We start from the raw sequence: 14,025 nt of genomic DNA, 5'->3' as shown, positions 1-14,025 counted from the left end.
CAAATGGAGCAGCTTACCACTGGCAGGATTTCTCTCCGCCGCACCGGCACCTATGCCGGCGCTCCCGTGGCCGGGTTTGTCACCGCCCTACACACGTCGGCCTGTCGCAGCTCGCGGAATTCGAATTCCAGCGCCTTCATCTTTCGCAAACTTCGGTCGGGACGCCAGCGCGTTTGCCGCTGTTCACCTCCGCATTCTTTACCAGCTCAGGCAGCGTCTGCGGAACGCAGCCGATCTTCTTGGCAATGGAAACTATCGCTGCCCATCGCGATGGGTGATCGCGCTCGTGGTCCAGCATCATCCGTACCGCTCGCTCGCGAACCTCGGAAGCAAACTTGTTCGTCGTCTTGCTCATACAGGCTCCACCTTCTCAGGAGTTGGAGCCTCCGACAAACCCGGTGCGGTTCATCGTGCTTCGTCGCCGATTTTTTGCTCAAGTCCAGGTTGCCGACCCGGTCGGACGCTTGGCAGCGGTTAGCAAGCCAAGCGTCCGTGCTGCATTGAGGGGCTTTCAAGCGTCGGAAGCTTCCGCCTTCCTCGCTCCGCGGCGACCTTTTGGCGTCGACACGCCAGCAGTGTCTGCAGACGCAGGATTGTCCGAGGTTGCCTTGGCCTTTCGTCCAAGACCGATCCGCTTGGCCATGGCGCGGCGGCTCTCGCTGTATGTCTCAGCGACCATCGGATAGTCAGCCTTGAGACCATAGCGAGAACGATACTCGTCCGGAGTAAGACCATGGCCAGACAGGTGACGACGAAGCGTCTTGTATGGCTTGCCATCGATCATGCTGATGATGTGATCTTTACTGGCAAGCGATTTTCGAACTGACACGGCAGGGGTGTACTCAGGCTCCGTCGGTTCAGACAAGGTGTCGTCGGCCGGCGTACCAAGGCCGGTCACAGTTGCATACATTGACTGGAGAAATGCAGGAACGTCGTCCGCCGATACCCGCGTATTGGAGTTACCCAACCAGGCGATAGTCAACTCGGTTGCCAGTTCGGTGGCGTTGATTTCAGTGGTCATCGAATTTCCAGTTTGGGATCGTTCGCCGTTTGACGATTAGTTACACAAAGATTGCTCAAATGAAAGTGTTCGCGCCGAACGGCGTTCAGCCCATTAGAACACTAACGCAGGGCATAGATTGCGAACGCAACGGGACATTCAATCTAGCGATCATGGTTGGTCGGCCCGATAGCCAGACTTGAAGGTTCGTTTTGGACAGCTGATATGCCTCCTCGAATCTGACCACGCACTCTTCACTCGAAGGGCGTACCCTCGTCCGGATTACCGGCCAACATGATCTGGAACATGTCAGACTATGTTGGCATGCCCCCAACCCGCAAGCACGAAATCCCGACGACTGTACGTCTAACTAGTGATATGGCGGCAAACGCGTCTCGAGTGTCAATTGGCATCCAAAAAGCACACAAGCGCACGCTAGGTGTTCAGTCCCGGCATCTGGTGGATCGGGTCGACGATGAACCGGTCTGGTTCTGACGTCCAGATCTTGGCGATGTATTGGTAGGGGGTGAGGCCGCTGAGCGTCTTGAGCCGGCGGGCAAAGTTGTAGGCTGCCATGAAGTCGGCGAGGTGCGTCCGAAGCTGGTCGTGGCTCTCGTAGTGGAAGCGTTTGACGGTTGCCTCCTTGATGGTGCGGTTCATCCGTTCGACTTGTCCGTTGGTCCACGGGTGGTTCGGCTTGGTGAGCCGGTGTTCTGAGCTGCCCCCTTCTGAGTGGTCCATCGACTATGACAGTCTGGATCGAGGAAGGGACGACGAATGCCAGCGAAGAAGCACAAGCCCGAGGAGATCATCGGCAAGCTGCGTGAGGTTGAGATCATGCTGGGCCAGGGCGGCACGACGGCCGAGGCATGCCGGCGCATCGCAGTTAGCGAGCAGACCTATTACCGATGGCGCAAGGAATATGGTGGTCTGAAGACGGATCAGGCGCGGCGGATGAAGGATCTGGAGAAGGAGAACCTGCGGCTGCGTCGCGCGATCTCGGACCTGACATTGGACAAGCTGATCCTGCAAGAGGCGGCGCGGGGAAACTTCTGAGCCCCGCACGGCGCCGGCGGTGCATCGACCAGGTGCGTGAGGTGTTGGATGTGTCCGAGCGACGGGTGTGCCGCGTCCTCGGGCAGCATCGGTCGACGCAGCGCAAAGTGCCGTGTGGGGCAGATGACGAGGAGGCGCTGACCGACGACATCGTCGCGCTGGCCAGCCAGTACGGGCGCTACGGCTATCGCCGGGTAACCGCACTGCTGCATGCGGCCGGCTGGTCGGTGAACCACAAACGGGTGGAACGGATCTGGCGGCGCGAGGGGCTGAAGGTGCCTCAGCGACAGCCGAAACGTGGTCGGCTGTGGTTGAACGATGGCTCGTGTATTCGGCTGCGGCCGGAATATCCCGGGCACATCTGGGCGTACGACTTTGTCGAGGCACGGACGCATGACGGGCGCAAGTTTCGCATCCTCACGATCATCGACGAGGCCAGCCGCGAGTGCCTGGCGCTAATGGTCGCCCGTCAGCTTCGCCACGAAGATGTGCTGGCGGCCCTGGCCGAGCTGTTCATTGACCGGGGCCCGCCTGCCCATATCAGATCGGACAACGGCAGCGAGTTCATCGCCACCGCAGTCCAGAAATGGCTTGGGCAGATCGGCGTGAACACGCTCTACATCACGCCAGGCTCGCCGTGGGAGAACGGCTACAACGAGAGCTTCAATGGCTCGCTGCGTGACGAGCTGCTTAACGGAGAGATCTTCTACAGCCTCGCCGAGGCGAGAGTGCTGATCGAGGCGTGGCGGCGCCACTACAACACCATCCGGCCACATAGCAGCCTGGGCTATCGCCCACCCGCACCAGAAGCGGCGACGCCGCCATTGCCGGCCTCCGGTTCCGCTTCGCTCCACCTGCGCCCGGCAATGGCGGCGGAGACGACAATGCACTAACTATCTACCCGGACCACCCGGTGGGGGCTGCTCACCTCGCGATGCGCGATGACATCGCAGACCCGTATCCCCGGCCGGAACGCCTCGGCCAAAATCTCCAGCTTCTCCGTGTCCGACCATCGGCGCCGGCCTGATACCCGGCCGACCACCTCCATCCGACCAGTCATACGAGTAGTCGTATGACCAGTCGTAGAACCGACAACTTCCCGCACAGCCCGCGCCCTCGTCAAAGGCGACAAGCATCCTGACCGCCAGCGCTACCGCAAGGCGGCCTGCCGACCACGCTTACAGTTGGCGCTTATGTCTGTGCAATACGTCGCACGCAATCAGCCGATATCGCCGTCATTGTTTCGACAGTCGGGAGCGCGCGTGGGTGTCGATGGTCGACACTATCAATTACTGACAAACAGAAATCACATGTTCGGATAGTTCGGGCCACCGCCGCCTTCCGGCACAACCCAGTTTATATTCTGCGTCGGATCCTTGATGTCGCACGTCTTGCAGTGAACGCAGTTTTGAGCGTTGATGACGAACTTGGGACTGCCGTCCGCAACACCGACCACTTCGTAGACACCGGCCGGGCAGTAGCGCTGGGACGGTTCGTCGTAAAGCGGTAGGTTGTAGGCGATCGGGATCGAGGGATCACGCAGCTGCAAGTGGATGGGCTGATCCTCCTCGTGGTTCGTGTTCGACAGGAAAACCGAGGAGAGACGGTCGAAGGTCAGGACGCCATCGGGCTTGGGGTAGACCGGCGGTTTCACTAGGGCCTTCCGTTCCAGCGTGTCATGGTCGGGATGATGATGCAGGGTGAAAGGCATCTTCAGCCCGAAATGCTCCAGCCACATGGTTATGCCGGACAGGCCGGAGCCGACGAAATCCCCGAACTTCTTGACCAGCGGCACGACGTTGCGGACGACGGACAGCTCCTTCTTCAGCCAACTCGTCTCGAACGCAGCCGGATAGGCGGCGAGTTCGTCGCCTTCGCGCCCCGCCCGGATTGCTTCGAACGCGGCCTCAGCAGCCATCATCGCGGACTTCTGCGCGCCGTGCGTGCCCTTGATGCGCGGTACGTTGAGGAAGCCGGCGGAGCAGCCGATCAGCGCGGCGCCGGGGGCGACCAGCTTAGGGATCGACTGGAGACCCCCGTCATTGATCGCGCGCGCTCCGTACGAGACGCGGCGGCCACCCCCCAGCAGGTCGGCGATGGCGGGATGCGTTTTCCACTTCTGCATTTCCTGAAAGGGGGACAGATACGGATTGGTATAGCCGAGCCAGGTGACGAAGCCGATCGACACCTGGCCATTTGCCTGATGATAGATCCAGCCGCCGCCGTTTGCGTCGCTGCCCAAGGGCCAACCCTGCGTATGCACCACCTTGCCGGGTTCATGCTTCGCGGGATCGATGTCCCACAGCTCCTTGATGCCGAGGCCATAGACCTGTGGGTCACTCTCGGCGGCGAGATCGAAGGTCCGGATCAGTTCTTTGGTTAGGTGACCGCGCACGCCTTCGGCGAAGAAGGTGTATTTCGCGTGAAGTTCTAGACCGGGCTGATAGTCGCCCTTGCGCGTGCCGTCGCGGGCGACACCCATGTCGCCCGTCGCTACACCCTTCACGCGCCCATCCTCGTGAAACAGGATCTCGGCGGCTGCGAAGCCGGGGAAGATTTCCACGCCCATCGCCTCGGCCCGGCCGGCGAGCCAGCGGCACAGATTGCCGAGCGAGCCCGTGTACGTTCCCTTGTTGTGAAGGAAGGGCGGCGTCCAGAGATGCGGCAGGTTGAACTTCTTCCTGGTCGTCAGCACCCAATGATGGTTCTGCGTCACCGGCGTTTCGGCAAGCGGGCAATCGGTCTCCCGCCAGTCGGGGATCAGTTCGTCGAGGGCACGCGGGTCGATGACCGCTCCCGACAGGATGTGCGCGCCGACCTCCGACCCCTTTTCGAGAACGCACACCGACATGTCGGTACCCGCCGCTTCGGCGAGTTGTTTCAGCCGGATCGCGGCCGTCAGACCGGCGGGGCCGGCACCAACGATCACCACGTCGTAGGGCATTGATTCCCGTTCGTTCATGCCTTGCACTCCCGCGTCGTCATGTAGCCCACCTCGCTTCCGGATCCGCTCGAAATGGGCGTTCCGTCTTGAAGCTCGTCAAGCGAGGAGCAGGGCGGGATCGACCGCATAAAGTTCGGCCGACGAGGCTCGCGCGGCCGCCGCCAAACCCAAGGCTTCGGGCACGATCTGGTTGAGATAGAAGGCGGTCGTTGCCTTCTTGGCCTGCCATAAATCGTCATCCGAAGCTGCTCGACCCTGCGCTTCCATCAACCACCCACAGACCGCGACCGACAACATCGTCAGGAACGGATAGCTGGCCGCCAGGCGGTCGTCCGCATCGGCACCCGCTAGCCGACGTCCCGTCTCGTCGCACACGTCGATCAGTTCCGTCAGTGCGGCGGTCTGAGACGTTTCACGCATGTCGGCAATCAGGGAAGCGAACGCCGAACCGTTCCCCATTCCGAGCTTACGACCGACCAGGTCCGCAGCCTGGATGCCGTTCGTGCCTTCGTAGATCGGGGTGATGCGAGCGTCCCGGAAGTATTGTGCCGCTCCGGTCTCCTCGACATATCCCATCCCGCCATGCACCTGCACACCAATCGATGCGATCTCGTTGCCGAGGTCCGTGGCATGAGCTTTCGCAAGGGGCGTGAGGATCTCGAGGCGCTCGCGCGCAGCGGCGTCGCCGAGCGTCGTCCGGTCCACTTGGGCCGCAGCGTAGTATACCAGCGCACGTGCGGCCTGGGTCTGCGCCGCCATGCGCATCAGCATGCGACGGACGTCAGGATGGTCGGCGATTCGGACCGGTTTGCGGTCGGTAGCCCCGGATCGTGCGGACTGCACCCGCTCCAACGCATAGGTAACGGCTTTTCGGGTAGCAGCCTCCCCGATCTGCACGCCCTGCAGACCGACGTTCAGTCGAGCGTTGTTCATCATCGTGAACATCGCCCGCATTCCGCCATGCTCAGGACCGATGAGTTCGCCGACGCAGTCGTCGTTGTCGCCGAAGCTCAAGACGCAGGTCGGGGACGCATGAAGTCCCAGCTTGTGCTCGATGGAGACTACCTTGACGTCGTTGAACGCCCCGAGATGGCCCTCCTTGTCGAGGCGGAACTTCGGAACCAGGAACAGCGAGATGCCACGCGTTCCGGCCGGAGCATCAGGAGTACGAGCCAGAACGAGATGGACGATGTTGTCGGCCAGGTCGTGATCACCGAACGAGATGAAGATCTTTGTGCCCTTGATGGACCACGTGCCGTCGCCCCGCGGCACGGCTTGCGCGCGTAGCGCTCCCACGTCGGATCCCGCCTGTGGCTCGGTCAGGTTCATCGTACCGGTCCAGGCACCGGTTGCCAGCTGCGGCAGGAATTTTGCCTGCTGTTCGGGCGTACCGTGGTGAACCAGCGCCTCGATGGCACCAACCGTCAGCGTAGGACACAGGGCGAAACCGGGGTTGGCAGTGCCCAGCAGTTCCAGCACCGCGGTCTGCAACGTAAACGGTAGCCCCTGCCCACCATGCTCTTCGGGCACTCCGATGGTACCCCATCCGCCTTCCACGTACGCGCGATAGGCCTCCGGATACCGGTCGGGAAGGACAACCCCCTGCTCAGTCCACTTGGCGCCGACCGTGTCTCCTGCGTGGTTGAGCGGAGCCCAGACCTCGGTCGCGAAGGTGGCCGCCCCCTCGATTATCGCCTCGATGACGTCGTCGCTGGCGGCGGCAAAACGTTCGCTCTGGGCCAGATGCCCGATCTGGGCAACGTGGTCGAGGACGAAGCGGATTTCGCTCGTTGCTGCGATCGCTGTGCTCATGCTCCGGCTACCTTCGACTGTGCTTCCACCGCGGCCGCAGCATCGGCCGCTAGCGCAATGGCGATCTCACGAAGCGCTTTCTTGTCGATCTTGCCGACGCTGGTCCTGGGTAGACCGTCTGCAACATGGATGATCGATGGAATGGCGTATCGGCTTATTTGTCCGGCCACTGCTTGTTTCGATAAAGCGTCGTAAAGCCGCTCCTCCGAGATGATTTCGTCGGGTGCGGCTGTCACGAATGCGATAGGACGCTCGCCCCAGCGGGGATGGGCGATGCCTACGACAGCGGCCTCGGAAACCGCTGCATCCTCCATGAGGCGCGCCTCCAGGTCGATTGAGGAGATCCATTCTCCGCCCGACTTGATGACGTCCTTCAGACGGTCGACGATGCGGATGGCGCCGTCGGCGTCCTTTTCGGCCACGTCCCCGGTATGTAGCCACCCGTCTTCCCAAAGCGTGTCGGATGCGTCCTGGCTGCCGTACCCTTGCGTCAACCAAGGTGCACGCAGGACGAGTTCTCCGCCACGTTTTCCATCAATCTTCGCGTAGACCAACGGGAGGGCGAATCCTGCACGACTAAGACCGTGCGAGTCCTCGGCCTCACCCCGCGCAAGTGCGATCACCGGTCCGGTCTCCGACATGCCGAACCCCGCAAGCGTCGTTATACCGACCTCGAACGCTTCCTCCACCAACGCCGGTGGCAGAGCCGATCCGCCGATAACGATAGTCCACGGTCCAAGCGGTTCGCCAGCGGCGGCATCGATAAGCATGCGAAGCAGCGTTGGAACGCAGTGAGAGAAGCTGACGTCCTCCGTGCGCCGAAGCCGCAGCAGGGTCGAGGGATCGTAACGTCCGGGATAGACCTGCTTGAGACCTAGCATCGTGACGGCGTAGGGGGCGCCCCACGCGTGGACATGGAACATCGGCGTGATCGGCATGTACACGTCGGCCCGTGTCAGGTTCTGGCCTTGAGGTTGACTGGCGAGAGTCGACGTGAAGGCCAGCGTGTGCAGCACGAGCTGGCGGTGGGTGAAGAAGACCTGCTTGGGATCTCCGGTCGTGCCCGTCGTGTGGAACGTCGTCGCGATGGCGTTCTCGTCGAAGTCCTCGAACTCGTAGGTCGGATCGGTCCCGTCGAGCCATTCCTCGTACGACTGCACGCCCGGAGTGGTCATCGGAATCGCTTCGCGAAGCCCCGGTAGATGTGAGCAGATTGCGTCACACAGTGGGCGGAAGTCGTCGTGGTACAGCACGACCGATGCTCCGGACTGCTGCAAGGTGTACCCAATCTGCATGGGTGACAGCCGGACGTTCACCGTCTGCAGGATCGCGCCCATCATCGGTATCGCGAAGTAGCATTCGAGGTAGCGGTGACTGTCCCAGTCCATCACGGCGATCGTGTCGCCCGGACGGACGCCGCGCGCCGCCAGCGCCGTCGCCAGACGACGCACCCGGTCAACGAATTGACGATAGGTGAAACGCAGTCCTCCGCTGACGATCTCCGCGCTGCTCTGCTCGGCCACGTTCGCGAGCAGATGGCGGATGAGCAACGGGAAGGCGTATGCGTCCCTACCCGCGGTCTGAAGTATCTTTGGCTGGCTCACCGCGTCATCCGTATCGTTCGAGTTGTCTTGGACGCCCCGCCCGAAACCGGGCGGGGCGCGTGGATCAGAAGTTGAAGTTGATGCCGGCGGTATAGAACCGTCCGATCACGTCGTAGAGTTGCGGGTTCGTCCTGTTGTACTGGATCAGCGTTCCGGTCGGAGCGAGCGGCGGATCCTGATCGAACAGGTTGTTTACCGTCAGGTAGAAGCGGAACTTTGGGGCGACCTTGAACGACGCCGTGAGGTCCGTGTAGAACATGTGGTCGACGGTGTTGTCCTCGATCGTGGTCGGCTCGCTTCGGGTGACGTCGTAGCGACCGGCACTGATGAAGCGCTCTTGCGCGAACAGTTCGAACGTGTCGGACGTCCACGTCACGTTGCCGACCACGTTCCACCTCGGGTTGCTACTAAGTCCGACTTCCCCGGCCCGATCGACAATATTGCCGTTGGTGAAGATCTGCTGCTGCTTCTCCAGATAGCTGGCGACCACCCGAAAGCCGGCCTTGCCGCCGAAGACGTCGCCTGACGGACGATAGCCGACCTCGATATCGACGCCGCTCGCCTTCAACTCGTTGAGGTTCAGGGTCGGACTCGTGATGCGCGTGATCGTCCCGGCCGCGTTCCGGGTGATGTTGGCGCACAAGGCGTCGTTACCCGCGCGGCACTGGTCGAGGGTCAGCTGCGGCGTCAGCGACGTGATGATCCCCGACACATTGATCGAATAGTAGTCAGCGGACAGCGTCAGCCCCGGCGCGAAGTCTGGCTGCAGGACGATGCCGCCGGTGTAGGTCTTCGCGATCTCCGGCCGGAGATCGGCGTTGCCGAGCGTCGCCAGAATGATCGGAACCGTGACGTTGTTCTCGATCACCGCGCCTGTCTGCTGCACGATGCCGGCGAACAGTTCGGGCACGTTCGGTGCGCGAATGTCGCGCGACGCGGTTCCCCGCAGACGCAGGCCGGCCACCGGCTCCCAGACCGCGCCGCCCTTCCACGTCGTGACGCCGCCGCTGGTGCTGTAGTTGATGTACCGGACAGCCCCGTTGACGTCGAGTGCGTGGAGGAACGGCTGATCACGCGCGAGCGGGACGGCCGCTTCGCCGAACACCTCCCAGAGGTGGTACGACCCGGCCACCGGGAACACGTTGCTGAGCAGCAGGCCGCCGGGCTGGTTCAGATAGGCCGCGGGAAACCCCCGGATGCCGGTCGCATCGTTCACGCTGTTGGCGAGGTCGTTGGTCGTCTGATCGAGCTCCACGCGCCGATACGTACCGCCCGCTGCGAGGGCCACATCGCCTGCCCAGGTCGCGAACGGGGTCGCGCGGATCGATAGGTCCGCGACGTCCTGCTTCACCGTCGTGCGGAACGCCGGGTTGACCTCGACATAGCGGATCGCCTCCTGGGATGGGGCGCCGACGCCGAACAGGTTGATCGGGACGCAGCCCGGGTACAGTCCCGGATTCGTCAGCGAGACACGGCAGACGATCTGGTTGGTCGCGGGGTCCCGGACCGCGTCGGCAGCGGCGTAGAGGCGTTCGAGCGCCACGTTGTTGTTGGTGCGGATCGTGGTCCGGTTGCGGCCCCGCTCGTAATAGCCATCGATGGTCAACCCACCACCGCCGGTGTACTTGAAGCCTGCGGTCAGATCGAGGGTCCGACCCTTGGCGAGCGCATTCGCCGGCGTGCCGAAATCGAAGTTGACGCGCCCCATCGCGAACGCTGGCGTGTTGGTTTGGGTGAGCACCTGCTGCACGGCGGGGTTCAGGAATGCGTTCCCGCTGAAGATCGTGAAGCCGTTGAATCCGCCCAGATTGAACTGCTGGATCTGATTGTACTCCGTCTTCGACAGGCCGAGGGCCGCCTGCCCGAAGATCGTGAGTGATGGGGTCACGTCGAATTCGGCATGGGTGAAGTAGTTCTGGGTCTCGATCCCGGCAGAGAGGCTCGAGAAGGCCTGCGCGCCGTCGCCACCGACCTGGATGAGACCCGACTGCGCGGTCCCGCGCGAGAACGGGACCAGCGTGCCCCCCGGCCCGAACTGGCGGAGCGCGAGCGGGCCGCTCAGGATCACACCTCCCGGGGACGCGGTCGCGGCCCGCAGATTGTCTCGGAAGATCAGCTGGCCGCGATTGGCCGGATTGTTCAGGAAGCCCGTATTGCTCCGGCCCCATTCGCGATCCGCCAGGCTGCCGATCTGCTGGACATCGTAGTAGGAGGCGCTTGCCACGATACGTCCGCGGTCGTTCGCGAACGACGTACCCGCGCTGACGCTGCCCTTGATGCTCGCGCCATCGCCGCGCTCGGAGACCCCCGACTGCAGCGTCCCCTTGATGCCCTTGAAACGGTTGTCCAACACGAAGTTGACTACGCCCGCGACCGCGTCTGATCCGTAGGCGGCGGACGCGCCGCCCGTGACGATATCGACCCGCTTCACCAGATCGGACGGGAGCAGGTTGACGTCGGTCGCGCCTTCGCGCGAGGACGGTGCTGCACGACGCCCGTCCAAGAGGACCAGGGTACGTTGGACACCGAGGTTCCGGAGGTTCAGGAAGCTGCCGGCGTTCGGGCCAGTCGCGACGACGTTCCCGGTCGTGGGGCGGGTGGATCCGCGAAACGCCGGCAGCATGTTCAGCGACTCCGCGATCAGTCCGGGGTTTGCCTTCACCAGCTGCTCACCCGAGGTGACCGTCACCGGCGTCGGCGCCTGCGAACCATCGGCGATTGCTCGCGAGCCCGTGACGATGATGTCGGCTATCGCATCCTCATCGCCGGATGCCGGCAACGCCTCGGCACTACCCTGGAGCGGGGGCGTGGTGGTCGATGGCGTCGACGATGCGGTCTGCGCCAGCCCAATGGATGACCATGAACACAACGCGAGCGTGCAGATGCCGGCAAAAAGCCTGCTCTTCATAATCCTACTCCCATCAAAGCCGGGGTTCGTTCCCGGTCTCTTGAAGCGGAGGATGACGCCGCCGCGAAACGGCGTCAATCATCTTTCTTTGCTTTGCAGGAAATAAGTTGCCGCACGCCGAATCACGTAAAACTTTTTTTCGAAAGCGAGGGCGGTTAAGCGCCACATCCAGCGGCTCTGGCAACGAAAGGGCTACCCAGCGGCCAACGAGGTCGGCACAGCGGCGACATCAGACGGGACAGGATGAATGACGAAGGAGCAGACGGAGACAAAACGCGAGGCGCGCCGTCTTCAGGCGGAACGACGTCAGGATTCGATGACATTGATCCTCGATCATGCCGAAGCGGAATTCGCCGCCAAGGGGTACAACGGCGTCACCATCTCGAGCGTGGCCTCGAGCGCCGGCGTCGACACGTCGCTGATGCGCTACTACTTCGGCGACAAGGAGAAGCTGTTCGCCGCGGTATTCCGTCGGCGTGCCCCGGAAGCGAACGCCGCGCGCCTTGCGGCCTTGGGCGCCTATCGTCCATCGCTCGGCAACGGCGGCACACTCGAGGGTTTGCTCGACGCCTTCATGCGGCCCGCATTCGAGATGGCCGACATTGACGACAAGCATCGGAACTACGCTTCGATCGTCGCCTACGTGAACAGCAGTCGGGGCAAGATGTACGAGCTGATGTCCGAGACGTTCGACCCGGTCTCCTGGGTACTGGTCGACGACATGAAAATCCTCCTGCCCCACGCGTCGAAGGAGAAGCTGTACTGGAGCTATCACTTCCTGACCGGCTCCTTTACGTTCTCGCTAGGGCGGACGGGACGCATAGATCGACTCTCGTCGGGTCTCGTGCATTCGGACAATTTCCTCGGGATAGCCGACCGACTGCCCGTCTTCGTGGCAGCAGGAATCCGAGCGCTCTGTGCACCGGACGGCCCGCCCGATCTCAATTCGCCTTCCGACGAAGACCGATCTCCTACGTAGCCAACCCATCATCATGACGGCAGATCGCGGTGCGCCCACCCGAACCGGAGTACGGGGGTGGAACGGAGTGCGTCACGAGGATCTCCCGATCCCCGTGACGCATCGTCCGATCAAGCTGCGAACTGGTTCATCGTGTTGTGCGCGCCGCCCGCCTTCAGCGCCGCCTCACCAGCAAAGTACTCCTTGTGATCGTCGCCAATGTCCGACCCGCTCATGTTCTGATGCCGGACGCAGGCGATACCCTGCCGGATCTCCTGTCGCTGGACGCCCTTCACATAGCCGAGCATCCCTGCCTCGCCGAAGTACTCCTTCGCCAGATTGTCGGTCGACAGAGCGGCGGTGTGGTAGGTCGGTAGGGTGATGAGGTGGTGGAAGATGCCTGCCCGCGCGCTGGCGTCCTTCTGAAAGGTGCGGATGCGCTCGTCGGCTTCCGTTGCAAGGTCGGTCGAGTCATAGTCGGCGCTCATCAGCTTTGTACGATCATAGGTCGAAAGGTCACGACCCTCGTAAGCCCAGCTGTCGAAGACCTGCTGACGGAAGTTCAATGTCCAGTTGAAGCTCGGGGAGTTGTTGTACACGAGTTTGGCGTTGGGCACGACCTCGCGGATACGATCGACCATGCCGGCGATCTGCTCGATGTGCGGCTTCTCGGTCTCGATCCACAGCAGGTCGGCGCCGTTCTGGAGTGACGTGATGCAGTCGAGGACACAGCGGTCAGCGCCTGTGCCTTCGCGGAACTGGAAGAGGTTCGACGGAAGGCGCTTGGGCCGCATCAGCTTGCCGTCGCGCTCGATCACGACATCGCCGCGCAGTGTCGACAGGTCGCGCACCTCCTCGCAGTCGAGGAACGCGTTGTACTGGTCGCCGAGGTCGCCCTTCTCGCTAGAATAGGCGATCTGCTTGGTGAGCCCAGCGCCGAGCGAGTCGGTGCGGGTCACGATGATCCCGTCGTCCACGCCCAGTTCGAGGAACGCGTAGCGACAGGCACGGACCTTCGCGAGGAAGTCCTCGTGCGGGACGGTCACCTTTCCGTCCTGATGGCCGCACTGCTTCTCGTCGCTGACCTGGTTCTCGATCTGCAGCGCGCAGGCGCCGGCCTCGATCATCTTCTTGGCGAGCAGATACGTCGCCTCCGCGTTGCCGAATCCGGCATCGATGTCGGCGATGATCGGCACGACGTGCGTCTCGTAGTTGTCGATGGCGTGGACGAGCCGCTGGGCCTCCATGTCGTTTCCGCTCTCGCGGACGTGATCGAGCTCCCGGAACATCATGCCAAGTTCGCGGGCATCGGCCTGCTTGAGGAACGTGTACAGTTCCTCGATGAGCGCCGGTACGCTAGTCTTCTCGTGCATCGACTGGTCGGGGAGCGGACCGAAGTCCGAGCGCAACGCCGCCACCATCCAGCCTGAGAGGTACAGGTAGCGCCCCTTGGTGGTGCCGAAGTGCTTCTTGATGCTGATGAGCTTCTGCTGGCCGATGAAGCCATGCCAGCAGCCCAGCGATTGGGTGTAGGCCGCCGGGTCCGCGTCATAGGCCGCCATGTCGCGCCGCATGATGGAGGCCGTATACCTGGCGATGTCCAGGCCTGTGTTGAAGCGGTTCTGCAGACGCATCCGCACCACGGCCTCGGCGTCGATCCCGTCCCATGTGCCGCCTTGCTGACGGATGAGTGCGGAGGTGCGGGCGGTCTGATCCTGGTAAGTCATGTCGAAATCTTCCAAA

8 protein-coding genes and 2 pseudogenes are annotated in these 14,025 nt (G+C 62.6%); 2 read left to right on the top strand and 8 right to left on the bottom strand.

The window, feature by feature from the left end; genetic code table 11:
- Positions 1–95 precede the first annotated feature (95 nt).
- The 3 genes and pseudogenes from J2Y58_RS18540 to J2Y58_RS18530 form a co-directional block, all read right to left on the bottom strand.
- A pseudogene (locus tag J2Y58_RS18540) lies at positions 96–355 on the bottom strand (IS3 family transposase); the annotation flags it as partial.
- A 156-nt stretch (positions 356–511) separates the two neighbouring features.
- Positions 512–1,021, bottom strand: a complete 510-nt coding sequence (locus J2Y58_RS18535; protein ID WP_310106494.1) for a MucR family transcriptional regulator — start codon at positions 1,019–1,021, stop codon at positions 512–514.
- Between the two features lie 414 nt (positions 1,022–1,435).
- Positions 1,436–1,714 (bottom strand): annotated as a pseudogene (locus J2Y58_RS18530) (integrase core domain-containing protein); the annotation flags it as partial.
- A 63-nt stretch (positions 1,715–1,777) separates the two neighbouring features.
- Between J2Y58_RS18530 and J2Y58_RS18525 the strand changes: the two are divergent.
- Positions 1,778–2,949, top strand: a protein-coding gene (locus J2Y58_RS18525; RefSeq protein WP_310106493.1) for an IS3 family transposase whose coding sequence is annotated in 2 segments (ribosomal slippage) — positions 1,778–2,042 and positions 2,042–2,949 — 1,173 coding nt in all. Because the reading frame shifts where the segments join, the coding sequence is not laid out codon by codon here.
- 413 nt (positions 2,950–3,362) lie between these two features.
- Here J2Y58_RS18525 and J2Y58_RS18520 read toward each other — a convergent pair.
- From J2Y58_RS18520 to J2Y58_RS18505, 4 genes are all read right to left on the bottom strand, one after another.
- Positions 3,363–5,018: an electron transfer flavoprotein-ubiquinone oxidoreductase gene (locus J2Y58_RS18520; RefSeq protein WP_066690508.1), complete on the bottom strand. Its 1,656-nt coding sequence runs from the start codon at positions 5,016–5,018 to the stop codon at positions 3,363–3,365.
- Positions 5,019–5,096: 78 nt separating this feature from the next.
- The gene (locus tag J2Y58_RS18515; RefSeq protein WP_066690511.1) at positions 5,097–6,812 is read right to left on the bottom strand and encodes an acyl-CoA dehydrogenase; all 1,716 of its coding nucleotides are present in this window, start codon (positions 6,810–6,812) and stop codon (positions 5,097–5,099) included.
- Positions 6,809–8,416 carry a long-chain-fatty-acid--CoA ligase gene (locus tag J2Y58_RS18510; RefSeq protein WP_241215529.1) on the bottom strand — a complete coding sequence of 536 codons (1,608 nt, stop codon included), beginning with the start codon at positions 8,414–8,416 and terminating at the stop codon, positions 6,809–6,811. The genes J2Y58_RS18515 and J2Y58_RS18510 overlap by 4 nt, the downstream gene beginning before the upstream one ends.
- A 64-nt stretch (positions 8,417–8,480) precedes the next feature.
- A complete protein-coding gene (locus J2Y58_RS18505) occupies positions 8,481–11,324 on the bottom strand; it encodes a TonB-dependent receptor domain-containing protein (RefSeq protein ID WP_310106486.1) in 2,844 nt (947 codons plus the stop codon).
- 247 nt (positions 11,325–11,571) lie between these two features.
- Here J2Y58_RS18505 and J2Y58_RS18500 point away from each other — a divergent pair, with 247 nt between their 5' ends.
- Entirely contained in the window at positions 11,572–12,303 is a 732-nt protein-coding gene (locus tag J2Y58_RS18500; RefSeq protein WP_066690514.1) for a TetR/AcrR family transcriptional regulator, read from the top strand.
- A gap of 110 nt (positions 12,304–12,413) precedes the next feature.
- Here J2Y58_RS18500 and J2Y58_RS18495 read toward each other — a convergent pair whose 3' ends face one another.
- The gene (locus J2Y58_RS18495; RefSeq protein WP_066690520.1) at positions 12,414–14,009 is read right to left on the bottom strand and encodes an isocitrate lyase; all 1,596 of its coding nucleotides are present in this window, start codon (positions 14,007–14,009) and stop codon (positions 12,414–12,416) included.
- Positions 14,010–14,025 lie beyond the last annotated feature (16 nt).

This window comes from Sphingomonas sp. BE138 (assembly GCF_031456125.1).
GTDB lineage: Bacteria > Pseudomonadota > Alphaproteobacteria > Sphingomonadales > Sphingomonadaceae > Sphingomonas.
This window is presented reverse-complemented; position numbering and strand designations above follow the sequence as displayed.